At 64.8% G+C, this 23,674-nt stretch carries 15 protein-coding genes; 14 read left to right on the forward strand and 1 reads right to left on the reverse strand.

Translation table 11 applies throughout. The features are described 5' to 3' along the window. The first annotated feature begins 30 nt into the window (after positions 1 to 30). The 13 genes from N7568_RS16760 to N7568_RS16820 all read left to right on the forward strand — a co-directional run bounded on the left by N7568_RS16760 (position 31) and on the right by N7568_RS16820 (position 21,420). Entirely contained in the window at positions 31 to 1,002 is a 972-nt protein-coding gene (locus N7568_RS16760) for an AAA family ATPase (RefSeq protein WP_261610926.1), read from the forward strand. An 82-nt stretch (positions 1,003 to 1,084) separates the two neighbouring features. After that, positions 1,085 to 2,488, forward strand: a complete 1,404-nt coding sequence (locus N7568_RS16765; protein WP_261610927.1) for a DUF58 domain-containing protein — start codon at positions 1,085 to 1,087, stop codon at positions 2,486 to 2,488. After that, complete coding sequence (locus N7568_RS16770) at positions 2,485 to 4,980, forward strand: transglutaminase family protein (RefSeq protein WP_261610928.1); 2,496 nt, start codon at positions 2,485 to 2,487, stop codon at positions 4,978 to 4,980. The genes N7568_RS16765 and N7568_RS16770 overlap by 4 nt, the downstream gene beginning before the upstream one ends. Beyond that, on the forward strand, positions 4,970 to 6,556 hold the full coding sequence (locus N7568_RS16775; protein WP_261610929.1) for an RDD family protein: 1,587 nt from the start codon (positions 4,970 to 4,972) through the stop codon (positions 6,554 to 6,556). Before N7568_RS16770 ends, N7568_RS16775 begins: the two co-directional genes overlap by 11 nt. Next, a complete protein-coding gene (locus N7568_RS16780) occupies positions 6,553 to 7,488 on the forward strand; it encodes a PP2C family protein-serine/threonine phosphatase (RefSeq protein ID WP_261610930.1) in 936 nt (311 codons plus the stop codon). Before N7568_RS16775 ends, N7568_RS16780 begins: the two co-directional genes overlap by 4 nt. Beyond that, complete coding sequence (locus N7568_RS16785) at positions 7,475 to 9,424, forward strand: hypothetical protein (RefSeq protein ID WP_261610931.1); 1,950 nt, start codon at positions 7,475 to 7,477, stop codon at positions 9,422 to 9,424. The genes N7568_RS16780 and N7568_RS16785 overlap by 14 nt, the downstream gene beginning before the upstream one ends. Further along, entirely contained in the window at positions 9,421 to 11,139 is a 1,719-nt protein-coding gene (locus N7568_RS16790) for a serine/threonine protein kinase (protein ID WP_261610932.1), read from the forward strand. The genes N7568_RS16785 and N7568_RS16790 overlap by 4 nt, the downstream gene beginning before the upstream one ends. A 45-nt stretch (positions 11,140 to 11,184) precedes the next feature. Further along, a complete protein-coding gene (locus tag N7568_RS16795) occupies positions 11,185 to 11,889 on the forward strand; it encodes a hypothetical protein (protein ID WP_261610933.1) in 705 nt (234 codons plus the stop codon). Continuing rightward, positions 11,886 to 16,340: an FtsK/SpoIIIE domain-containing protein gene (locus N7568_RS16800; protein WP_261610934.1), complete on the forward strand. Its 4,455-nt coding sequence runs from the start codon at positions 11,886 to 11,888 to the stop codon at positions 16,338 to 16,340. Before N7568_RS16795 ends, N7568_RS16800 begins: the two co-directional genes overlap by 4 nt. Positions 16,341 to 16,438: 98 nt before the next feature. Further along, complete coding sequence (locus N7568_RS16805; protein ID WP_261610935.1) at positions 16,439 to 17,035, forward strand: hypothetical protein; 597 nt, start codon at positions 16,439 to 16,441, stop codon at positions 17,033 to 17,035. A 42-nt stretch (positions 17,036 to 17,077) separates the two neighbouring features. Beyond that, entirely contained in the window at positions 17,078 to 19,366 is a 2,289-nt protein-coding gene (gene ligA / locus N7568_RS16810) for an NAD-dependent DNA ligase LigA (protein ID WP_261610936.1), read from the forward strand. After that, positions 19,363 to 20,187, forward strand: a complete 825-nt coding sequence (locus tag N7568_RS16815; protein WP_261610937.1) for an inositol monophosphatase family protein — start codon at positions 19,363 to 19,365, stop codon at positions 20,185 to 20,187. The genes ligA and N7568_RS16815 overlap by 4 nt, the downstream gene beginning before the upstream one ends. A 24-nt stretch (positions 20,188 to 20,211) precedes the next feature. Further along, positions 20,212 to 21,420 (forward strand): AAA family ATPase, encoded by a 1,209-nt coding sequence (locus N7568_RS16820; RefSeq protein ID WP_261610938.1) that lies wholly within the window; start codon positions 20,212 to 20,214, stop codon positions 21,418 to 21,420. Between the two features lie 33 nt (positions 21,421 to 21,453). Here N7568_RS16820 and N7568_RS16825 read toward each other — a convergent pair whose 3' ends face one another. Next, complete coding sequence (locus N7568_RS16825; RefSeq protein ID WP_261610939.1) at positions 21,454 to 22,821, reverse strand: LLM class flavin-dependent oxidoreductase; 1,368 nt, start codon at positions 22,819 to 22,821, stop codon at positions 21,454 to 21,456. A gap of 299 nt (positions 22,822 to 23,120) precedes the next feature. On the opposite strand from N7568_RS16825, the gene N7568_RS16830 reads away from it, so the two are divergent. Then, positions 23,121 to 23,633 (forward strand): GNAT family N-acetyltransferase, encoded by a 513-nt coding sequence (locus N7568_RS16830; protein ID WP_261610940.1) that lies wholly within the window; start codon positions 23,121 to 23,123, stop codon positions 23,631 to 23,633. Positions 23,634 to 23,674: the final 41 nt, after the last annotated feature.

A 23,674-nucleotide genomic window follows, 5' to 3' on the forward strand; every position in this document is an offset into this window, starting at 1 on the left:
CCACCGAAACATAAGGAACAGGATCAACCGATGACCATGACAAACGAGCAGGCCGTATGGTTTGCAGAAACGTTCGAGAAGCTCGTGGCCAACGTGGGCAAGGCTGTCCTCGGCAAAGAGCACGTCATCCGGCTGACCTTCACCGCGATGCTGGCCGAGGGCCACGTCCTGTTTGAAGATGCGCCGGGTACAGGCAAGACCTCGCTGGCCCGTGCCTTGGCAGCAACTGTTCAGGGCTCGCACAACCGCATCCAGTTCACGCCGGACCTCCTGCCGTCCGACGTGACGGGTGTGACCATCTACGACCAGAAGACCCAGAAGTTCGAGTTCCACAAGGGGCCGGTGTTCAACAACATCGTCCTGGCCGACGAAATCAACCGTGCCTCGCCGAAGACCCAGTCCGCGTTGCTGGAGGTCATGGAAGAGTCGCGCGTGACCGTGGATGGAACCACGTATGAGGCAGGCCGCCCATTCATGGTGCTGGCAACCCAGAACCCGATCGAGCAGGCCGGCACCTACCGCCTGCCGGAAGCGCAGCTGGACCGCTTCCTGATCAAGACATCCATCGGCTACCCGGACCACGCCTCCACGGTGCGCCTGTTGGGTGGTGCCAACCTGAAGGACCGGTCGAAGGAACTGACCCCGCTCATCACCACCCAGGCTGTGGCCGATATGGCAGACCTTGCGGCCACCACCCACGTGGACACGGCTGTCCTGGAGTACATTTCGCGTCTGTGCGAGGAGACCCGCAACGCGTCAGAGACACGCCTCGGCGTTTCGGTTCGTGGTGCACTGGCTATGGTTCGTGCCGCCAAGGTGTGGGCTGCGGGCCAGGGCCGCAACTTCGTGCTTCCGGATGACATCAAGGAACTCGCCCCTGTGGTGTGGACCCACCGTTTGGTGATGGATCCTGAGGCGGAATTCTCCGGTGCAACGCCTGACGTTGTCCTCACCCGCGTCCTGGCCGACGTCGCCGCCCCGCAGCAACGCGCCACCGCATAGGCCGAGCCGGCACACCAAGCCGGCCCACCAACCTGGCGTATCGCCTCCCCACCTGCACCCCAGCCCTAACAAAGGTCCCTACATGTCCTCCAGCACACCCCTGAACAGGGCTGCTGACTCGCTCAAGCGCGCTACGTCAGCGCTTGGCGGCAAGCTGCGCAGCCTGCGTGGCACCGGCGTCGACGCAGGAAAGCGTCCCGTCCGCCCAGGAAAACCGGGCAAGTCCAGCTCCCTGCACCCGGCCGCCGTGTGGGCCGAAGCCGCGGGAACAGCCGGCCAGTTCCTCTCACCGGCCTGGAACAACGTGCGCGGAGTGTGGCTGAAGTTCGTGTGGCCGGTCCTGGCGGTGGTGAGCCTGCTGGGCTGGGTGGTCCTGGCCGCTGCGATCGGGCTGTGGTGGGCCGGGCAGGCCTGGGGCTGGCAAGAGGCCAAGTCCGCGGCGATGGTCGCTTTCCTGCTGTTCGTCCTGGCCATTGCGTTCATCGTGGGCCGCTCGGCGTACGGCGTGGTCCTGGACCTCGCCCGCACGCGTGTTGCTGTGGGAGACGACGCCGTAGGCAGCATTGCGGTTTCCAACGTATCCACCAGGCCGCTGCTGCCCGCATCACTGGAACTGCCGGTCGGTGCCAACACGGCGGTGTTCCACCTGCCCCGCATGAAGCCGGCCCAGGTGCATGAGGACCTCTTCACCATTCCTACGGCCCGGCGTGCCGTGATCGTAGTGGGTCCGGTTCGTTCCGTTCGGGCAGACCCCCTCCACCTTCTCCGACGCCGCGTGATGTGGACAGAGCCCGTGGACTTGTACGTCCATCCCCGCACGGTTTCGCTGGGCAGCTCGGCCGCGGGCTTCATCCGCGACCTTGAAGGCATGCCCACCACGGAGCTTTCCAGTGCCGACGTGTCCTTCCACGCACTGCGCGATTACGTTCCCGGGGACGATCGCCGCCACATCCACTGGAAAACCACCGCACGCACCAACAAGCTCATGGTCCGCCAATTCGAGGAAACCCGCCGCGCGCACCTCGCCATTGCGCTGTCCATCAACACCGATGAATACGACTCCGAGCCGGAGTTCGAGATGGCCATCTCCGTGGCAGCATCCATCGGGCGCCAGGCCATCAGTGAACAGCGCGACCTTGACGTCTTGACCCAAAAGGGGCCGCTCCGCTGCGAAACCGGCCGCAACTTACTGGACGACGCCACCCGGATTGTCGGGGCGCCGATGCGGAAGACCGCCGTCGATCTCGCCCGGAACCTGTCCGACGCCGTCCCGAACGCCTCCGTTGTCTTCTTCGTGGTGGGCAGTCACGTGACAGCAACCCAGCTCCGTACCTGCGCCGCCTCTGTGCCTCCCGGGGTCCGCAGCCTGGCAGTGCGCGTGCAACCCGGTGCGGCGCCGTCGAGGGCCAACATCGCGGACCTGACGGTCCTCACCGTTGGTGACCTGGACGATCTGGCCATTGTTCTTCGAAAGGCGGCAGCATGAGCACCGCGCCGAACCAACGCGAGCGTCCCCGCGCCGCCAAAGGATCCAGGTCAACAGGCCGCGCCAACCGCGGCGGGGGATCGATCTTTGCCGACGGCCGCCCGTTGTGGCACTTCGCCGTTGACTGCGGTGCCCTGGTGGTGCTGCTGTTCCTGGGCGTCCTCGGCTTCAGCCTGAGTTTCGGGGGAGACCCTCACTATCTGATCGCAGGCTTGGGCGGCGTACTGCTGGGATTGGGTATTGCAGTCCTGAACGCCCACCTTCGCCTGGGGCTGCTGATCACTGCCGCCCTGGCCTTCGGCGCCTACATGCTCTTCGGATCCGCACTGGCCGTACCCGATTCAGCGGTGTTCGGCTTCCTGCCAAGCCTCGATTCTCTGCGGACGCTGCTGTTGGGCGTGGTGTTCTCCTGGAAGGACATGCTGACTGTTGGCGTTCCCGTGGGCACGGCCAACGGCATGCTCATTGTGCCGTTCCTCAGCTCGTTGGTGACCGCCCTGGCCGCGGGCCTGCTGACGTGGCGCCTGAAGAGCCCATACTGGCCTTTGTTGCCTGTGTTGGTGTTGTTCGTGACGGGTATCGCCTTCAGCACCAGCGCCGGTTTCCTCAACGTGGAGCGCGGCGTCTCACTGACCATCATCTCGATCGTCTGGGCGACTTTTCGCCGGGACGTACTCCGCCAGCGGAGCACCAAGACGGTTTCGGCCAACAGGCCGGATTCCGACGCCGGTGCTGCCCGTCGTGGCCAACTCCGCCGGTTGGGGACTGCTGCTGCCGTCATCGCCGTCGCTGTCGGCGTCACTGCCATCGCCTCGCCGATTGTCACCGCCAGCGACGACCGGAAGGTGCTGCGCAACACCATCGTCCCGCCCTTCGATCCCCGCGACTACATCACGCCACTGGCCAGCTTCCGGAACTTCGTCAAGGACGAGAAGGACAGCACGCTGTTCACCGTCAAGGGCTTGCCCAAGGACGCTCGCGTGCGCCTCGCCGCGCTGGATGCCTTCAACGGCCTGAACTACACCATGGATCCCAACAGCTCCGGCAACTTCAGCAAGGTCGGCGACGCCCGCTCGCTCAATACGCTGGCTGACACCGGGAGCCCGGTAAAGGGCACCAACTACACCTTGGACATCACCATTGAGGATTATCAGGGCTACTTCGTCCCGGGCGGCCGGCACACCACCGGCATGAGCTTCGCAGACACCTCCGGTGCGGCGTCGGGGCTCTACTTCAACGCGGGTACGGACACCGCAGTCACCACCAAGGGCCTCGCCAAGGGGGAGAACTACACAGTCCAGGTCGCTGATCCCGGTACTCTGGAGCACGGCCAGCTGACCCAGTATGACTTCGCGAAGCTGACGTTGCCTGAGGCCGAGGAAGTGCCGCCGATTGTGGCTTCCCAGGCCAACGAGATCTCCGCGGATGCGCCCACGGCCATCGACCGCGTCCGGCAGATCGAGGCACACTTCCAGAAGAGTGGTGCGTTCAGTAATGGCCTGGTGGCTGACGGACAGCTTCCCAGCCTGCCCGGCCACAGCGCCGCACGTGTCCGCAACATGCTCTCGGCCAAGCAGATGCTTGGCGACGACGAACAGTACGCCGTCTCCATGTCCCTTATGCTCCGCCACCTCGGCATTCCGTCGCGCGTGGTGATGGGCTTCTACCCGGATCCCAAGAGCCCCGAAAACGGCGCCGGCGATGTCAAGATCACCGGCAAGGACGTCCACGCCTGGGTTGAGGTGGCCTTTGACCGCGTCGGTTGGGTGCCGTTCGATCCCACGCCGCCCAAGGACAACGTGCCCATCCCGCCGGACCCGATCAACAAGTCCAAGCCCAAGCCGCAGGTACTTCAGCCGCCGCCCCCGCCGCAGGAACCGGCGGACCTGCCGCCCGACTCCACACCGGATGCCCTGGACGCTGATGAGAAGAAAAACAACCCCTGGCTTTTCTGGGGTCCGCTGTTGGCGGCCATCGGCGTGGCGCTGATTCCGCTCGGGATCCTCGCCTTGCCGCTGTTGCTGATCCTCCTGTTGAAAGCACGACGCCGGAAGGCACGTTTCCGTGACGGCCACCCCGCCCAGCGGGTCGGCGGTGGTTGGAATGAAGTGATCAGCCTGGCCACCGACATGGGTGCCTCGATCGACACCAAGTCCACGCGGCGTGAATCGGCCACGGTTATCGCCGACGCTTTCCCGACTGCCGGCACCACCACCACGATGCTCGCGCACCGGGCCGACGCCGCAGTATTCGGTGCCGGCCAGCCGAGCGAGGACGAGGTCAAGCACTACTGGGAGATCGTGGATTCGTCATTGACGGACATCACGGGAAGCGTCGGTTTCTGGAAACGGCAGCAGGCACGGTTCTCGCCGCGGTCGCTGCTCTCGGACGGCAGGGCAGCCCTGCGCCGCCGGGATCAGGCAACCGTTGATCCAAATACCCGCCGCCGCTTCAGGTTGCCGTTCAAGAAGGACACCACGGATGAACAATGAGGCAGAACTTTGCCCGGCCTGCAGGCATGCGGTCCGTCCGGGGGCAGCGTTTTGTACCCAATGCGGTTCACCGCTGACCAACCGCGGAGCGCGCAAGGAAGGGAACATCAACCACGCCCGGAAGGCCGCCTTGGAGTTCGCAACCCGGCAGGGCCTGCCCGATCCCGGTAGTATCTCGGTAGTGTCGGCGCCGGCGTCGCCAACACGCCCCGTGACTCCGGGACCGACCACTACGCCGGACAGAATGACTGGGCCAGGGGGAGGGACCACTATGACCACGAAGCTAGAATTGGTGCCCGCGTCTGCCGGGAAGCGGCTCGGTGCAGCCGTCCTGGACTGGCTGGGTCCCATCGCAGTGCTTGCCACCACGTTCGCCATCGGAATTGCCGGCATTACGCAAACCCGCAAGAACGGCTTCATCGTCTACGACACTGGCCTGCTGGTCCTCTTGGGCAGCATTGGCCTGGGCGTGACAGTGGTGTACATCTTCGTGCTGCTTGCGCTTGAGGCCAAGTCAGGAAACACCATTGGCAACCAGCTCATGGGAATCCGCAGTTCAGATGCTGACGGCTACGCTCCCGGGGCCGGGGCCGTATTCGTCCGTGGCATCATTACCGGTGGCGTCCTGCTCCTCGGCGGAATTGCCTCAGTCATTCTTTCTGCCCTCGGCTTGATTGACCTGGTCCTGTTTATTGGCCTGCCGCTGATGTTCCTCGGCGTCGTGTGGGCCATCCTCGTGGTGGTATCCAACGCCTGGGACAAGAACGGCAAGTTGCGCGGCTGGCAGGACAAAGCCGCGAAGTCCTTGGTGTTCGATGTCAACAATGGACGCAACCCCGTGGCTACCGGCGGCATCCAGGGCCCATACAGTTTTGCTCCAGTGGACCTCCCGCCGGTGCAACCCGTCGCGTCACCGGTCCCGTCCGGCGCAGCGGGCGCTTCTTCCGTGGCCACTGCGTCCATGGCGACTCCGTCGGTGGCCCTTCCGTCCAGCGCCGGGCAGGTGGTGCCCGCCCAGGTCAGTCCTGCGGCTGCCGCGCCACAGCCCTCACACGATCCCAACCAGTGGCGCCCTCCGGCAGCACCCCGGCCGACAACGGTTGCATCGCAGCAGGCTCCCGAGGCGCAGCAGCCAGCAGCCATAATTCCGCCCGCGGCCGTCATTCCGCCTGCCGCCGTGGCTTCGGCCCACCCCGACGACGACGTGGAGCGCACCCAAATGCGTCCGGGCGCGATAAGGGCGCAGGCCGTTCTCCGAATCCAGGTCGATGACGGCCAAGACGTCCAGCTCGGTGGGTCTGTCCTTTTGGGACGGAACCCGGCCCCGCAGCCCGGGGAAGCCGTGGAACAACTGTTGCCCGTCTCCGATCCTGGCCGTTCCATCTCCAAAACCCACTTGCATCTTCGGGTTGACGGCGATGGCGTCTGGGTGACTGACCGCAACTCAACCAACGGCAGCGCCGTCACCACGCCCGACGGACTCCAGACACGGCTCCATCCGGGCCAGCCAGTCTTGGTCCGTCCCGGTTCCACCGTTCACTTTGGGGACCGCTCCTTCCACCTAGGACAAGCATGAATTCACAGCCGGCCACCCCTGCCAACGCCGAAGCCGGTGCCTCCGTCGCCGGATCATCCTTTGGCCTGAGCTACGGGTACGGGACGGACCGCGGCCTGCGCCGCGAGCTCAATGAGGATTCCTTCATCGCATCGGACCCCGTCTTCGCCGTGGCCGACGGCATGGGCGGGCATGAGGCGGGGGAAATTGCCAGCGGCATGTGTGTCCGGGCCTTGGGCAGTGCTCCCGAACTTGCTGCTGGTGTGCGGACCGCATCTGCAGCGGATTTGCAGGCTTGCCTGTTGAGGGCCGACGCCGCCATCCGAAAGGCCACCGGAGCCCGTGCGGGAACCACGCTGTCCGGGGTTGTGGTGGTTGAGCAGATGGGCCTGCCTTACTGGCTGGTGATGAACATCGGCGATTCACGCACCTACCGCCTCAGCCAAGGCGAGTTCACCCAGGTCAGCGTGGACCACTCGGAAGTGCAGGAGTTGGTGGATTCCGGAGACATCACCGCGGAACAAGCCGCCGTTCATCCCCGTCGCCATGTGGTCACCCGCGCTTTGGGCACCGGCGACGAAACCGAGGCCGATTTTTGGTTGCTTCCCATCCAGGAAGGCGACCGGATGATGGTGTGCTCGGATGGCCTTAACGGCGAGCTGGGCGATGACCACATGTTCCGCATCCTCAGCACCGTGGCCCACCCGCAGGACGCAGTGGACGCGCTGATCCAGGCCGCGCTGCGGAGCGGCGGCCGCGACAACGTCACCGTGATTGTGGTGGACGCCAAGAACGTACTGAACGACGCCGGCATCGCCACCACCGCGCCCCGCCCGGAAGCAGAATCCGAAGTCGAAGAAGATACCCTCCCGAGGGCCTGGGTGACTGGCGTCGACGCTGCTGGCACCGATCACCGCAACGGTCAGGAGGAAGGCATCGATGGCAAGCAGTGACCGCCTTTCACGTGTCCTTTACCAGCACGGCGAATGGTTTGGTGTTGTGCGCAACGGAACCGTGGTGCTGCTGGGACCGGACACGCCACACGCCCTGTTAGATACCGTCTGGGAGTTGCTGGCATCCGCCCCCGAGGCCCACGAGGTCCTCCACGAGGTGACGGATGCCTTCGGTGTTTCCCTGAGCCGTATCCCTCCGTTCGGGATCATCGACTCCAAAGAAGCACTCCGGGTGTTCCTCCGAGGCGATCTGGAACTGCTGGTCCAGTTGGCATCAGGCCCGGAACAGCTCACCGGCCGTGACGTCACCACGTGGACCGAGCGTCGGATCACCGGCGCTACCTCCTACAGCCTCCGCATTGGTGGCGGTTCGGGCCCTGAGGCGCCGTTGAGCAGCCTCCCATTGAACAGTCTTCCCCTGACCGAGGGGGTGGTGCTGCTGTCAGTACTTGAAGTTGCCGCCAGCGGGCTTGGGCGCGAAGCCGTGCCCGCCACCCATGCCGCGATCGCTCCAGTACAGGAACCGGCCACAGACCAGGAAGTCCAGCACGCCGTTCCGGACAGGGTTTCGGATGAAACCATGATCGGCTATACCGAGGCGGACCTTGGCTTGACCATCGCGCCCGGCCACCTGGGGCTTGCGGCAGAACTGCCTGCCGCAGATGACGCTGCCGATGAACCCGCGGCCGATGAACCTGCGGCCGATGAACCTGCCGTGGAGGAAGAGCCCTCGCCCAAAGAGCCCTCTCGCAAAGAGCCCTCTCCCAAAGAGCCGGCCGCTGCCGGGGAATCCGCCCCAGCCCAAGAACCTGCGGCAGAACCTGCCGCAGTACATGAACCGGCTGCCGCGGAACCTGCGTCGCACCGGGAACCTGACGCGGAACCAGCAGCTGTGCCGGAACCAGCCACGCAGGAGGCCCCTGGGGAGTCCGGGGCTCCTGTCCACACCAGCACCACCGATCCCATGGTTCCGGCGCTGGAAAACACCACCAACTACGACCACTTGTGGGACAAGACGGTGATGCGCAACATTGAAGACGCCGCGGTCCGGGTGGACGACGAATCCGATGACCACGATGCTCCTGTCTCCAAAGCGCCGGGAGCTCCGATGCCTCCTGCACCTGCCGCGGAACCACTGGTGCAGGAGCCGACGCCCAGTGAACCCTCCGGGCCAACCCCGGCAGCAGCTCAAGCTACAGCTTTGATTGAGTCCGTGCCTTGGCTGCGCAGCGGTTCGGCCGCTCCCGAAGCGGCTTCTGCCGCCCCCGCTGTTCCGGGCAAGCCCACTTCTCCGTCCAGGCCTGGTGGCGATCCCGCACCACAGCTGCCCTCAGGCTGGCCACCTGCTCCGTCCCCGGCCCCTGTGGACGAAGATTCAGACCATGACGGCCAGACCATCATGAAGAGCAGCCTTGCTGCAGGGAACGGGGACTCGGCAAAAGCTTCGCCGGCTGCCCCTGAGGTGGTCGCCGCCAACGGGCCGAGCGTTTTGGCAAGGGTGTGCTCCCAAGGGCATGCGAACCCGCCCACGTACCCGCAGTGCTCCGTGTGCGGCACGGCCCTGGCCGGCGATGCAGAGCAGGTACCGCGTCCGCGCCTTGGCCGCATGCGCGTTTCCACCGGGGAACTGATTGATCTTGACCAGTCGTTGATCATCGGCCGGCAGCCCTCGGTTTCCCGGGTCCAAGGCGGAACCATGCCCCGCCTGGTCCAGGTGGAGAGTCCCGGAGGGGACATCTCCCGTTCCCACGTCGAGGTCCGGCTGGAGGGTTGGCATGTCATGCTGTGCGACCTGAAAGCAACCAACGGCACAGTGCTCATCAGGGAAGGCCAGGCACCCCGCCGGCTCGCCCAGAATGAAATGGCCATCCTGTTGGACGGCGACATCGCCGAACTGGGCGACGACATTTCGTTGCGTTTCGAGGAGATTCTTTGAGTTCCAAGAGGCCCCCCGCGCCGCCTCCACCCATCCCGGGTTTCAAGTACATCAGCCCGCTCGGCTCCGGCGGTTTCTCCGATGTGTATCTTTACGAACAGGACAGGCCGCGCCGCAAGGTAGCCGTCAAGGTGCTGCTGTCAGACCTGAAGACCGAAGGCGCACGCCGGCGCTTCGAGTCCGAAGCGAACCTGATGGCGCAGTTGTCGTCGCACCCCTATATCGTCACGATCTTCGAAGCCGAGATTACGGAGAACGGCCACTCCTACCTCGCCATGGAGTACTGCTCCAGGCCGAGCCTTGACGTCCGCTACCGCCGCCAGCGCTTCAGCGTGGACGAGGTCCTGGCCGTCGGCATCCAGGTGGCGTCCGCCGTCGAGACCGCGCACCGGGCCGGCATCGTCCACCGCGACATCAAACCGGCCAACATCCTGGTTACCGACTACAACCGGCCCGCCCTGACGGACTTTGGTATCTCGGGCACCATCGGCGCGGATACCGAGGACGACGCCGGCATGTCCATCCCGTGGTCACCGCCGGAGCAGTTCCGTGGTGGCGCAGTTGACGGTGTTCCCGTGGACATCTGGGCGCTGGGCGCCACCCTCTACACGCTCTTGGCCGGCCGTTCGCCGTTCGTTCTGCCAGGACAGGACAACTCACAGCGCGAACTGATTTCGCGCATCACCAACTCGTCCCTTCCCAGGCTTGGCCGCGCCGACGTCCCCGAGTCGCTGGAGCTTGTCCTGGCCACTGCCATGGCGAAGTCGCCGGAGTCCCGTTATTCGTCAGCCCACGCTTTCGCGCTGGCGCTCCAGCGCATCCAGACAGAGCTGAACCTGTCCGTGACGCCCTTTGAGGTGCTTGAAGAGCCCGGGCAAGGCGACGATCACCATCCGGACGACAACTTCGAGGAAACCCGGGTCCGCAGCATCGCCGCCATCGATCCGGATGCTTCGGGGACGGCCACCACGGGTTCGGCGCCCACGTTCCCGGCGCGGACCTTCCCCTCCACTGTTCCCGGAGTTACCCAAGCACCTCCGCAGGCTGCCGTTCCGCCGCAAACGATCCAGCCGAAGCCCCTGGCCCAGCAGGCTCCTCCGCAATTCCAAGCGCCCGTTCGGGACCTGAACCAGGTTCCCGACGAACCGGACGTCGCGGAGTCCACGGTCCTGCGCGGCTGGCAAGGGTCGCCGGCCCATGACGGGATTGACGCAACCGTCAGCCGCTCGTCGGCGGCCGCAGGAGCATCGACTACAGAGGAAGATGACGCCTCGCCCGCCGGACACAGCAAACGCAACCTGTGGCTGGCCGCAACCGGTGCAGCGGTCCTGGTGGTCGCCGTCGTGGTCGGCGTTGTCCTGGGCTCGTCGGCGCAGCCAAAGGTTGCCCCGACGGAATCGGCGAGCAAGCCCCCGGCTGACCCCTTGGACAGCGGCAGCGTCCCTGACGTCGAAGCGCTGGCCGCAGCGCGGGACACCAAGGATCCGAACATCATCGTCTTCTCGTGGAAGAACCCGCAGCCAAAAGAGGGCGATACCTACAAGTGGCGCACCAAGTCGGCCAAAGCTGACGGTGCCTATGAAACAACGCGGACCGAAAAGGCTTTTGTCTCCGGTTTTGGCGAGCCGCCCATTTGCGTCCAGGTGATCATCGTCCGGTCGGATGGCAGCGCTTCGCCTGAGGGCCCGGATTCCATCGCTTGCCTGGACGGGTAGCCGGCACATGAAACTTAATTACCGCCGACTGAGGAGGCACAGATCATGGGGGATCTAGCAATAGATTTCTGTGGGGAATGGTACGAACCATCCGACGAGGACATCTTCGATATTGGACGTGAAGGTGACTTGGAGGTTGACGACAACCCGTACCTGCACCGGCGCTTCCTGCAGATTGCCCGCTACGACGGCATGTGGTGGCTCAGCAACGTCGGCAGCATGTTGTCTGCCACCATCGCGGACGGCTCCGGCGGCATGCAGGCCTGGCTTGCGCCGGGGGCCAGGATCCCGCTGGTGTTCAGCCACACCAACGTGATCTTCACTGCCGGACCCACCACGTATGAGTTCGCAGTCCACTTGAAGACGCCGTCGTTCCGGCACGAGGCGCGGGAAGAGGACCAAGCCGGCGACACCACCATCGGCCCCGTGGTCTTTACTGACTCCCAGAAGGCACTCATTGTCGCTTTGGCTGAGCCCATGCTGCGACGCGAAGGCACAGGCTTCAGCGCCATTCCGTCCTCTGCGGAGGCCGCAAAGCGGCTCGGTTGGGCGCTGACGCGCTTCAACCGCAAGCTGGACAACGTATGCGACAAACTGGACCGCGTTGGAGTGGTTGGCCTGCGCGGTGGCGCCGGAAAGCTCGCCACCAATCGGCGCGCCCGCCTGGTGGAGCATGCCGTGACCTCGCATCTGGTGACCCCGGCCGACCTGCACCTCCTTGAGAAAATGACTGGAGTCGACGAAGGATGAAGTTTCGCCTGACCTTGCGGCGCGACCCTGCGGAAGCAAAGGACCTCGCCGTGACGGTGGACGGCCGTGCCACCGTTGGGGATATTGCCACGGAACTCTGGGCTGCCGACCCCGTACGCAAGGGGACCGAACCGCCGTCGAACCTGTCCATCAGCGTGGACGAAGCGTTTGTTGGCGGAGGCCTGTCCGGCCACGTCCTGAGGCCCACCGACAACTTGCTGGAGTCCGGGTTGCGGCCCGGTTCCAAGGTCTCGCTCGCGCAGGTCAGCGAACAGTTTGCCTCGAACGGTCACGCCAACGGCGGTAACAGGGGACCGGCGGCGGCGACGTTGCGCGTCATGTCAGGGCCCGACGTCGGACGCGAATTTTCGCTGCCTTTCGGCACCAGCTACATCGGCCGGGACCGGGACGCCGACATCCGTCTCTCCGACCCACTGACGTCCAAGCGCCATGCGCGGGTCACGGTGGGCGAAACAGTGGAGATCGTGGATACGAACTCCGCAAACGGCCTCCTCATGGACGGGCTGCCCGTAACACGGGCAACGCTGCAATCCTCGGACACGGTCACGCTGGGCGACACCACTGTGGGGGTGGTTGCCTTGTCACGGAACCACAGCGGCGGCCCGTCGTCGCCGTTGGTGGACTTCAACCGTTCGCCGCGGGTGCTGCCGCGGTTCGAGTCGCCCAAGAGGGTGCCGCCAGCGGGTCCCAAGCGCCCCGAACACCAGCCGTTCCCATACATCATGCTGGTAGCGCCGCTGCTGATGGGCGGCGTGCTCTTCGCCGTCACCCAGAACCTGCTTTCCGTGCTCTTCATGGCCATGATGCCGCTGTTCATCGTGGGCCATTATGTGGACCACAAGATGCAGGGTAAGCGCCAGGCCAAGGAAGGCCACAAGCAGTTCAAGGCCGCGATGCTGGCGTTCCGCGAAGATATTGACCGGCAACAGAACATTGAGCGCGCGGTCAGGCTCCAGGAAGCGCCCTCGGTCAGCGATACCGTGGACGCGATCTACAAGCTCGGCCCGCTCCTTTGGACCAACCGTCCGGAACACCAGCACTTCCTGGGCGTCCGTTTTGGCCTTGGCTCCGCACCGTCGCGCATCCCGTTTGACGAGCCTGGCGCCAACGAGACCGAACCACAGTACATGCGCGAAATCCAGGACTGCCTGCGGGAGGTCCGCGTCATTGGCGGCGTTCCGATCGTGTCTCAGTTGCGCACCTCGGGCTCGTTCGGCGTGGCGGGGGACCGCAGCGTGGTGGACGACGTCGCAAGGGGCATGGTGCTCCAGCTGGTGGGTCTCCACTCGCCGGCCGAGGTTGTCCTGACGTCGCTCACGTCGGCACGATCCCGGGAACGCTGGGACTGGCTTCAGTGGCTGCCCCATGTTGGGTCAGGCCACAGCCCGCTCGCCGGAGACCACCTCGCAGCCGGCCCCGGCGCAGGTGCCGCGCTGCTGTCCCGCCTGGAAAGCCTCGTGGAAGAGCGCGAATCCATGGCCAAGGAGCCTGGGCCGCAGCCGCGTCCGGGGCTCAAGGACGAGAACGAAGAGGTTCCCGGACCGGTGGTGCCCGCTGTCCTGGTCATCGTTGAGGATGACGCTCCCGTGGACCGTGGACGCCTGACCCGCTTGGTGGAACGCGGTCCCGACTACGGCGTGCACGTCATGTGGGTGGCCGCCAATGTGCAATCCCTCCCTGCGGCATGCCGCGACTTCCTTTCCGTCGACGGCGACCACGGCACCACTACCGGCCAGGTCCGCCTGGGCCGCCACACCTACCCGGTGAGCTGCGAAAGCCTCGACGCGGACCTCGCCACGCAACTGGCGCGCATGATGTCGCCGCTGGTGGACGTCGGAAACCCGCTCGACGACGACTCCGACCTCCCGCGCGCCGTCTCCTACGCCACGCTGATCGGCAAGGAGCTGATGGACAATCCACAGGCCGTGGCCGAGCGGTGGCAGGAAAACAACTCGGTCCACGCAACCGCAGTGCCCAACCGCAAGGACAACGGCAGCCTCCGGGCCCTGGTTGGTTCAAAGGGCGTGGAACCGTTCTATCTCGACCTGAAGAACGAGGGGCCGCACGCACTGGTGGGCGGAACCACTGGTGCCGGTAAGTCCGAGTTCCTTCAGTCCTGGGTGATGGGCATGGCTGCCGCGTACAGCCCGGACCGTGTCAGCTTCCTCTTCGTGGACTACAAGGGCGGCGCTGCGTTCGCCGACTGCCTGCACCTGCCACACACAGTGGGCCTTGTGACGGACTTGTCCCCGCACCTGGTTCGCCGGGCACTGACATCCCTGCGCGCGGAACTGCACTACCGTGAACGGCTCTTGAACCGTAAGAAGGCCAAGGACCTGCTGGCGCTGCAACGCGAAGCCGATCCCGAAGCGCCGCCGTACCTGATTATTATCGTGGACGAGTTTGCGGCCCTGGCAACCGAGGTTCCCGAGTTCGTTGACGGCGTGGTGGACGTCGCAGCCCGTGGACGTTCTTTGGGCCTGCACCTGATCCTGGCCACGCAACGGCCCGCTGGCGTCATCAAAGACAACCTGCGCGCCAATACCAACCTTCGCGTCGCCCTCCGCATGGCCGACGAAGTGGACGCAACCGACATCCTGGGCGTTCCCACCGCTGCCTACTTTGATCCCTCCATTCCCGGCCGCGGTGCCGCGAAGACCGGCCCCGGGCGGATCCAGGGCTTCCAGACCGGATACGCCGGCGGCTGGACGACGGAAAAGCCGCAGCGTCCGCGGATCGACATTGTGGAGATGGCGTTCGGATCCGGTCCCACATGGGAACCGCCGCTCGTGTCACAGGTGGAAGAAGAGCCGGCAGGACCGAACGATATTGCCCGGATGACCGGAAACATCATCCGCGCAGCCGATGTCCTGTCGATCGAACCTCCGCGGAAGCCATGGCTCAACGAGCTCGCAACAACGTATGACTTCTCCAAGCTCCCCAACCCGCGGACGGACGAGCGGCTCCTGCTGGGCGTCGCTGACGATCCCGCACACCAGGACCAGCCCACCGTGTTCTATGAGCCGGACAAGGACGGCAACATGGCCGTGTACGGTACGGGTGGATCCGGAAAGTCCGCTGCGTTGCGCAGTATCGCCATCGCCGCTGCGGTCACGCCCCGCGGTGGTCCCGTGCACGTGTATGGCATCGACTGCGGTTCGTCCGGCCTGAAGATGCTGGACGGACTTCCGCATGTTGGCGAAATCATCAATGGCGACGACGTAGAGCGTGTGGGCCGATTGCTGCGCTGGCTCAAGGAAGTAGCCGACGATCGCGCAGCGCGGTTCGCCGAAGTCCGGGCCTCCACCATCGTTGAATACCGCCAGCTGGCAAACCGGCCCGACGAGAAGCGCATCTTCATCCTGGTGGACGGTATGTCTTCCTTCCGCGAAGGCTACGAGTACAGCAAGCTGTCTGCGCTGTGGGATATCTTCCTGACCCTGGCCACGGACGGACGTCCCCTGGGCATCCACTTGGTGGTCAGCGGTGACCGCACCAACTCCGTTCCGGCATCGCTCCTTGCTTCCATCCAGAAGCGGCTGGTCCTGCGCCTCAGTTCGGAAGACGACTACATGACACTGGATGTCCCCAAGGACGTCCTCAACGCCGCGTCACCTCCCGGGCGAGGCTTGCTGGATGGACTCGAAGTCCAGCTCGCCGTGTTGGGTGGAAACTCGAACCTGGCACTGCAGGCACGCGAAGTGGCCAAGCTCAGCCAGGCAATGGTGCGCCAGGGCCTCGAGCAGGCGCCGCAGATCCAGCGCCTTCCGGAGCTGGTGGACCTGGACATCCTGCCCTCCGGCGCACCCGATAACCCCGTTATTGGTGTGGACGACGAGACTCTGGGTTCGGCGGCCATCGCCGCCAAGGGGTCGCTCCTCCTCGCTGGCCCTCCGGGTGCCGGACGCACGGTGGCCTTGGTTACCCTGGCCTACGCCTTGCGCCGCTCCAACCCGCGCACGGACCTGATCTACATCGGTTCACGCCGCTCGGCTGTTGCATCGCTGAACATCTGGAGCAGGTCGCTGGTGGGGCCGGACGAAGTCTCGGATGTAGTGGACGACCTGATCGACAAGGCCTCGGACAACCCCGGCAGCATGGCCATCTTCATCGAAGGCTTGACGGAGTTCACTGACACGCTTGCAGAATCGGGCGTGGGCAGGTTGGTCACGGCGGCCATCAAGGCCGATCAGTGGGTAGTGGGCGAGTCTGAAACGTCGACGTGGTCCCAGGCATGGTCCCTCGCGCAGCCGTTCAAATCCGGCCGCCGTGGGCTGTTGCTCAACCCCGGGGACGTGGAGGGCGACAGCCTGCTCAACACCTCCTTGGGCCGCATCAGCACCGACTTTATTCCGGGTCGCGGATACATCGTGGGACGTGGAAAGGTACGCAAGCTCCAAATTGCGATGCCACCCGAAAACCGGAGCTAGGATTTGCCGCAGCGTGGGGGGATGTAGGAGGATTTCACGAAACACCCGAACTTCCTGATTACTGGGACGCCCCAAACGCCCCAGCTGAGGTTACTTTCATGCGACACTCCGTTGTCCCTGCCGTTCTGTTGACTGCTGGCCTGCTCCTGGCACCGGCTGCCGCCGCGCAAGCTGCTCCGTGCGAGGGGACGTCTTCCTGCGCTCCCAGCGAGGGTACCGACGACCCGTCGCCCACCCAGCCTGCGTTGGCTCCTGAAGCGGACAAGAAGCCAACAGCCAAGCCGGAGCCAACCCGTGTCCGGGAAACCAAGAATGCGCCTGCACCGGCGCCAACAGTGGAGGCGCCACGCCCAGTGGTGACCCAGGCCCCGGTGAAGGTGGCACCCCAACCGGCCAGTCCGGCGTCGAGCCCGTCCGAAGCAGCGCCGACCCCCGAGGCCACCGTGGCGTCAGCGACGCCGTCGGCTACTCCGAGCGCCAGTGCCACCTCCGCCAGCCCAAGTCCGTCGAAGTCCTCCAACTGGAACACCCCGGTGGACAAGGGCAAGGAAACACAGGCCGCCGTGTTGGCCGGCAATTCCATCGAGGGCCCCAACATGCTGGGCCTGTTCGGCATTCTGGGCGGCGTCCTGATCGTGGGCCTGGGAGGCCTGGCGTTCGCGCTGTGGAGTAAGAACCGGCTCTCGTCGCACTAGCCCCACCGCAATAATGTCGTTGGCTTGCGGCAAGATAGACGTGTGAGCACACCAGAAACTGCGAATCCGGTAGAAACCACAGGTGAAGAGGCGGCTGCCGCCGTCGTGGAAGCAGAGGGCACTCCTCCCTCGGAGGCGTTGCGCGATGAGTACGAGCAACTGGCCGACCTCGTCCGCAAGTACCGGTATGCCTATTACCAGGAAGACTCACCCACGGTATCCGATGCCGAATTTGATGAACTGTATCGGCGTCTGGAGGAGCTGGAAGCGCTTCACCCGGAACTTGTCTCGAATGACTCTCCTACGCAGGAAGTAGGCGGCGAAGTCTCCTCGGCGTTCGCTGCAGTGGAGCACTTGCAGCGGATGTACAGCCTGGATGACGTCTTTTCATTGGACGAGCTCGAAGCCTGGGTCCGGAAGGCAGAAGCATCCGTGGCGAAGCTGGGCGACTCCGTACCGCCCATCGCCTGGCTGACCGAGTTGAAGATCGACGGCCTGGCCGTGAACCTGCTTTACCGGGACGGCAAGCTCGTCCGTGCGGCCACTCGCGGCGATGGCACCACTGGTGAAGACATCACCCACAACGTCCTGACCATCAAGGAAATCCCACGGGAACTCAGCGGATCCGGATATCCGTCGGAAGTCGAAATCCGGGGCGAGGTGTTCATCCCCTCCAAGGCATTCGTCGAGTTCAACGAGACCCTCGTGGCCGCAGGCAAAGCCCCACTCGCCAACCCCCGCAATGCCGCCGCCGGATCGCTGCGCCAGAAGGACCCGGCAGAAACTGCCAAGCGGCCGTTGAGCATGTACGTTCACGGCATCGGCGCCCGCGAAGGACTCGAGGCCAAGAGCCAGTCTGAAACATACAAGCTCCTGGAAGCATGGGGGCTGCCGACCAGCCCGTACCTCAAGGTCCTGGACTCCTTTGAAGAGGTCCTTGAGTTCATCGCGCACTACGGAGAGCACCGGCACGACCTCGCGCATGAGATCGACGGCATTGTGGTCAAGATCGACGACTTCGCCACCCAACGAGCCCTCGGCTACACCTCCCGGGTCCCCAGATGGGCTGCTGCGTACAAGTACCCGCCGGAAGAAGTCCACACCAAGCTCCTGGACATCGCCGTCAACGTTGGCCGCACCGGCCGGGTGACTCCTTTCGGTTTGATGGAGCCCGTGAAGGTGGCCGGCTCCACGGTGGGCATGGCTACGCTGCATAACCAGGATGTGGTGAAAGCCAAGGGCGTCATGATCGGGGACATCGTGATCCTTCGTAAGGCCGGCGATGTCATCCCCGAAATCGTGGGCCCCGTGCTGGCACTGAGGGACAAACAGGATCCGCCCGTCCGCGAATTCGTGATGCCCACCGAATGCCCGTCCTGCGGTACCCCGCTGGCGCCGGCCAAGGACGGCGACGTCGACATCCGCTGCCCCAACGCGAAGTCGTGCCCCTCGCAGCTGCGGGAGCGCGTGTTCCACCTTGCGGGGCGTGGTGCTTTCGATATTGAGGCTCTGGGTTGGGAAGCGGCCATCGCACTCACTCAGCCGGCAGAGCCACCGACGCCCCCTCTGACCAGTGAGGCCGGTCTGTTCAGCCTGACACGCGAGGACCTGGCTGACGTCCTGATCCGCAGGGAGAAGCGCTCCAAGGGTGTGGGCACGGGAGAGTACGAACTTGTTCCGTACTTCTACACCAAGGGCACGGCCAAATCTCCGTCCAAGCCAACGGCAACCACGGAGAAACTGTTTGTGGAGCTGGAGAAAGCCAAGAAGCAGCCGCTCTGGCGTGTGCTCGTGGCACTCTCCATCAGGCACGTCGGCCCCACAGCTTCGCGGGCGCTGGCCACCGCATTCGGCAGCATGGAGGCAATCCGCAATGCCACGGAAGAGCAAATGGCCCACGTTGATGGCGTTGGTCCCACCATTGCCGTGGCCCTTAAAGAGTGGTTCGCCGTGGACTGGCACAACGAGATCGTGGACAGCTGGGCCGCAGCCGGTGTGCGGATGGAGGACGAACGGGACACTTCCATGCCGCGAACCCTTGAAGGCCTGACGATCGTCGTTACCGGTACGTTGCCCAACTTCAGCCGCGACGAAGCCAAGGAAGCCATCATCATCCGTGGTGGGAAGGCCTCGGGATCTGTTTCCAAGAAGACCAGCTACCTGGTGGCCGGCGAAAGCGCCGGAACCAAGCTGGACAAGGCGGAGCAGCTGGGCGTTGCAGTGCTGGATGAGGATGGCTTCCGTGAGCTCCTCGCCAACGGGCCCGCAGAGCCGGGGACAGAGGCTGACGTGCCGCAGGACGAGGCATCAGCGGAAGCAGTCTCCGAATGAGTGACGTCAATGGGCTGCTTGCGGTAGCCAAACGTGCCGCTGCAGCGGGCGCTGCCGTGCTCGCGCAGCGTTCCGTCAGCGGCACGGGCGGCGATGGCCTGGAAACCACCAACAAGGGCGAGGCCGGAGATTGGGTCACGGCTTTTGATGTGGCTGCCGAGAATGCGGTCCGCGAAGCCATCCTTGCCGAACGCCCCCAAGACACGATTACGGGGGAGGAGCACGGCACTACGCGGCCCGAACAGCCTTCGGGGTACCGCTGGTCCATCGATCCCCTTGACGGGACCACCAATTTCATCCGAAACATCGTCTACTACGCCACCTCTGTTGCGGTAGCGGATTCCGACGGCGTCTGGTTGGCCGGCGTGGTCCACGCACCTGCCTTGGGACGGGTCTACTCGGCGGCCCGCGGCCAAGGAGCCTGGCTTGAGGTGGGTGGAGAGACAACCCGGCTGGCCGGGCCAGTCCCGGGTCGCAAAGGACTCATCCTGGCCACGGGCTTCAGCTATGACCCCGGGACCCGGGCGAGCCAATCTGCCGGCTTGGCCGAGCTCATGGAAGGCTTTGCCGATGTTCGGCGCCTTGGGTCCGCTGCGCTGGATCTCTGCCTGGTGGCAGATGGAACCTTTGATGCCTACGGCGAACGCGGACTTAACGAGCACGATTTCTCCGCGGGTGCACTGATCGCCGAAGAGGCTGGTTGCTGGGTACGCCGGCCGCGCCTGGCAAGTCCACTGGACGGAGGTCCCAGCACCGAGGACCGCCTTGCGTCGTGGATGTGTGCCGGCACCCTGGAATTGTCCGGCAAATTCCCTCTGTGACCATCAGCTTTTGACCATCAGCCCGTGATCACAACACTCGCCATCGCCAACTACCGGTCCATCCGGGACCTCTCCATGGAATTGCATGGGCTGGACGTCGTAACCGGGGCTAACGGCAGCGGCAAGTCCTCGCTCTACCGGGCCTTGAGGCTGCTGGCGGAGTGTGCAGGGGGCGATTCCGGCAATGTGGTGGGCTCATTGGCCCGGGACGGTGGTCTGGCTTCCACGCTGTGGGCTGGGCCCGAGTCCATCAGCGAGGCCATGCGCCGTGGTGAGGTCCCTGTCCAGGGAACGGTCCGGCGTGAGTCCGTCAGCTTGAAATTGGGTTACTCCGGGGACGACTTTGGATACTTGGTGGACCTGGGGATGCCAACGCCCGGCGGTGCTGGATTCGACCAGGAAACCGGCAGGCCCCGGCCGTCCGCCTTCAGCTTGGATCCCGAAATAAAACGGGAGCAGATCTTCTCCGGCCCTGTAGCACGGCCAGGCTCACTGTTGGTGGACCGGAAAGGAAGCCTGGCCAAGCTGCGCGGACCGGGCAGCGAGTGGACAGAGTTATCCAGGAGGCTGGACACCTTCCAGAGCATGCTGACGGAGGTTTCGGACCAGGACAGGGCGCCGGAGGTTCTGCGGGTTCGTGACTCGGTCCGTTCATGGCGGTTCTACGATCACTTCCGCACGGATGCCGACGCTCCCGCACGCCAGGCGCAGCTCGGAACACGCACACCCGTACTGCACCACAGCGGCAAGGACCTCGCGGCCGCTCTGCAAACACTGCGCGAGGTGGGCTTCGAACGGCAGTTGGATGCCGCCGTCGATCATGCTTTTCCCGGGAGCCGGCTGGAGATCGCGGTCAACGACGGCCGCTTCAGTGTCGAATTGCGGCAGCCTGGCATGCTGCGGCCCATGAAGGCTGCCGAGCTCTCGGATGGGACGCTGCGGTTCCTCCTGCTGACCGCCGCGATGCTGACGCCGCGCCCACCGGAACTCATGGTCTTGAACGAACCCGAGACCAGCCTCCACGTTGACCTGATGCCGGCACTGGCCGGACTGATTGTCCAGGCCAGTGCCAACAGCCAGATGATCGTGGTGACCCACTCCGAGGCCCTGCTCAGTTCCCTCCGCGAGAGCGGTGCCGCCCATGAGCATGAACTTTATAAGGACCTTGGCGAGACAAGGATCAAGGGCCTGGGCTCGCTGGAAGGTCCGTTGTGGAGTTGGCCCAAGCGCTGAGGCCGTCTCCGGACGTCATGCGTTGGACCAGGCTTAGAACGCAGAGCCGATGGACGTGAGCTGCTGCGCGGAGGCGCCTGCGTAACGGTTCTCCGGCCGGGCCAGTCCGTAGTGCCCCCGCAAGGTGGAGGCCGTGTACTCCGTGCGGAAAAGGCCTCGTTGCTGGAGGATCGGCACCACCTGGTCCACAAAAATTTCCAAACCGGAGGGGAGGACCGGCGGCATGATGTTGAAGCCATCCGCGGCGCCGGCAAAGAACCAGTCCTGGATGGCATCGGCAACCTGTTCAGGTGTTCCGGAGAAGGTGCGGTGCCCGCGTCCTCCACCCAGCCGGCCGATCAGCTGGCGCACGGTGAGCTGCTCCCGGCGGGCCAGCTCCACGATCAGGGTGTAGCGGCTCTTGGCACCCTCAATGTCGTCCTCGGAGGGCAGGTCGGCAGGAAGTTGGCGGTCCAGGGGGAGGTCCTCAGGCTTCAGGCGCAACGTCTTGGCCAGCTGCTCCCGGGCGTATTCGGGCTTGATGAGCTCGTCCAGTTCACGCTCAAGCTTCAGGGCTTCGGCTTCAGTGGAACCGATGACCGGGACGATCCCCGGCAGGATCTTGATGCCTTCCGGGTTGCGGCCCACAGCTGCGGTGCGGGACTTCAAGTCAGCGTAGAAGGCTTGGGCGTCGGCCAGGGTCTGGTGGGCGGTGAAGACGGCTTCGGCATACTGCGCCGCCAGCTTCTTGCCGTTTTCGGAAGAGCCGGCCTGCACGATCAGCGGGTGGCCCTGCGGTGAACGGGGAACATTGAGCGGGCCACGGACGCGGAAGTGTTTGCCCTCATGCTCGATGACCCGGATCTTGTTGTCATCGCCCCAGACGCCCTCGGCCTTGTCCGCGAGGATGGCGTCGTCTTCCCAGCTGTCCCAGAGTTTCCGGGCCACCTCAATGAACTCGGCGGCCCGCTCGTACCGGACGGCATGGGCCGGCTGGTCATCCACGCCGAAATTGCGCGCCGCGTCCGGTCCCGCCGTCGTGACGACGTTCCAGCCTGCACGTCCACCACTGACCCAGTCCACCGACGCGAAACGGCGTGCCAGGTTGTAGGGGTCGTTGTAGGTGGTGGAGGCCGTGGCGATCAGCCCGATTTTCTGCGTGGCCGCGGCGATGGCCGTCAGCAGCACTGTGGGCTCAAGCTTGCCGGCAGGGCGGCGGCCCACCTCGCCAAAGAGGACGGGGGAGTCAGCGAAGAAGATGGAATCGAGCTTTCCGCGCTCGGCTGTGCGGGCCAGGTGCTGGTAGTGCTCCACCTTGGTAGAGGCAAGGGGGTCGCTCTCGGGCAGGCGCCATGATGCTTCGTGGTGCCCTGTGCTCATCAGGAACGCGTTGAGGTGCAATTGGCGGTCTGGCGGGGTCATGGTTTCTCCTCGGGTCAGGACGGGTTTTGGGGCGCTGTGTGGCAACTCAAGCACGGGTCCAAAGCCCTCCGCCAGCCTTTCGACATGTCCCCGCAACAGCACGAAACCGGGGTTCACCCCAAGCAACGCGGCTCCATCCGACGCCACGGGAGGCAACACAAAAAGCAGCCCGCCGGCACCGTACGTGAGCAGCGCAGGGCAACCATCCGGCGTCGTGCCTTCCCAACGTGACTGATAGTTTCATCACGGAAAACCGTATTTGGCGCTGATCGCCTGTGGGGCGCGACTACCATTGGTAGGTGCTTTCGCCGATTACCGTCCGTCCCGCCCTGCCCGAAGACTACGACGCCGTTGCCCGCATTACGCAGGACTCCTACGTCACCGCGGGGTACTACGGCGACGCCGACCACCCGTACCTGCAGAAGCTCCAGGACGTGGCGGGTCGCGCAGAGCACGCGGAGATCCTGGTGGCGGAGCGCAACGGGGAAGTCATCGGATCTGTGACGGCAGCACCTGCCGGCGGCGGCTTCTCGGACATTGGCCTTGACGACGAACTGGAACTGCGTACCCTGGTGGTGGATCCGGCAGTCCAGCGCTCCGGGGCGGGCCGTGCGTTGGTGCAGGCCGTCGTCGATCAGGCCAAGGCCATGGACGGCATCAAAGCTGTGTCCCTGACTACGGGCGCCACGTGGGAAAGCGCCAACGCCCTGTACGCACGGACTGGCTTTGACCGCGCGCCGCACCGCGACTGGTTTGTCCCCGGCACCGACATAAAGCTGTTCGTTTACCGCCTGGACCTTCCGCAGTCCTAAAGTTTCCTTCGTAAACGCCGGTCACCGGACCGCGCGAAGCG

The organism is Paenarthrobacter aurescens, from assembly GCF_025421775.1.
Lineage (GTDB): Bacteria > Actinomycetota > Actinomycetes > Actinomycetales > Micrococcaceae > Arthrobacter > Arthrobacter aurescens_B.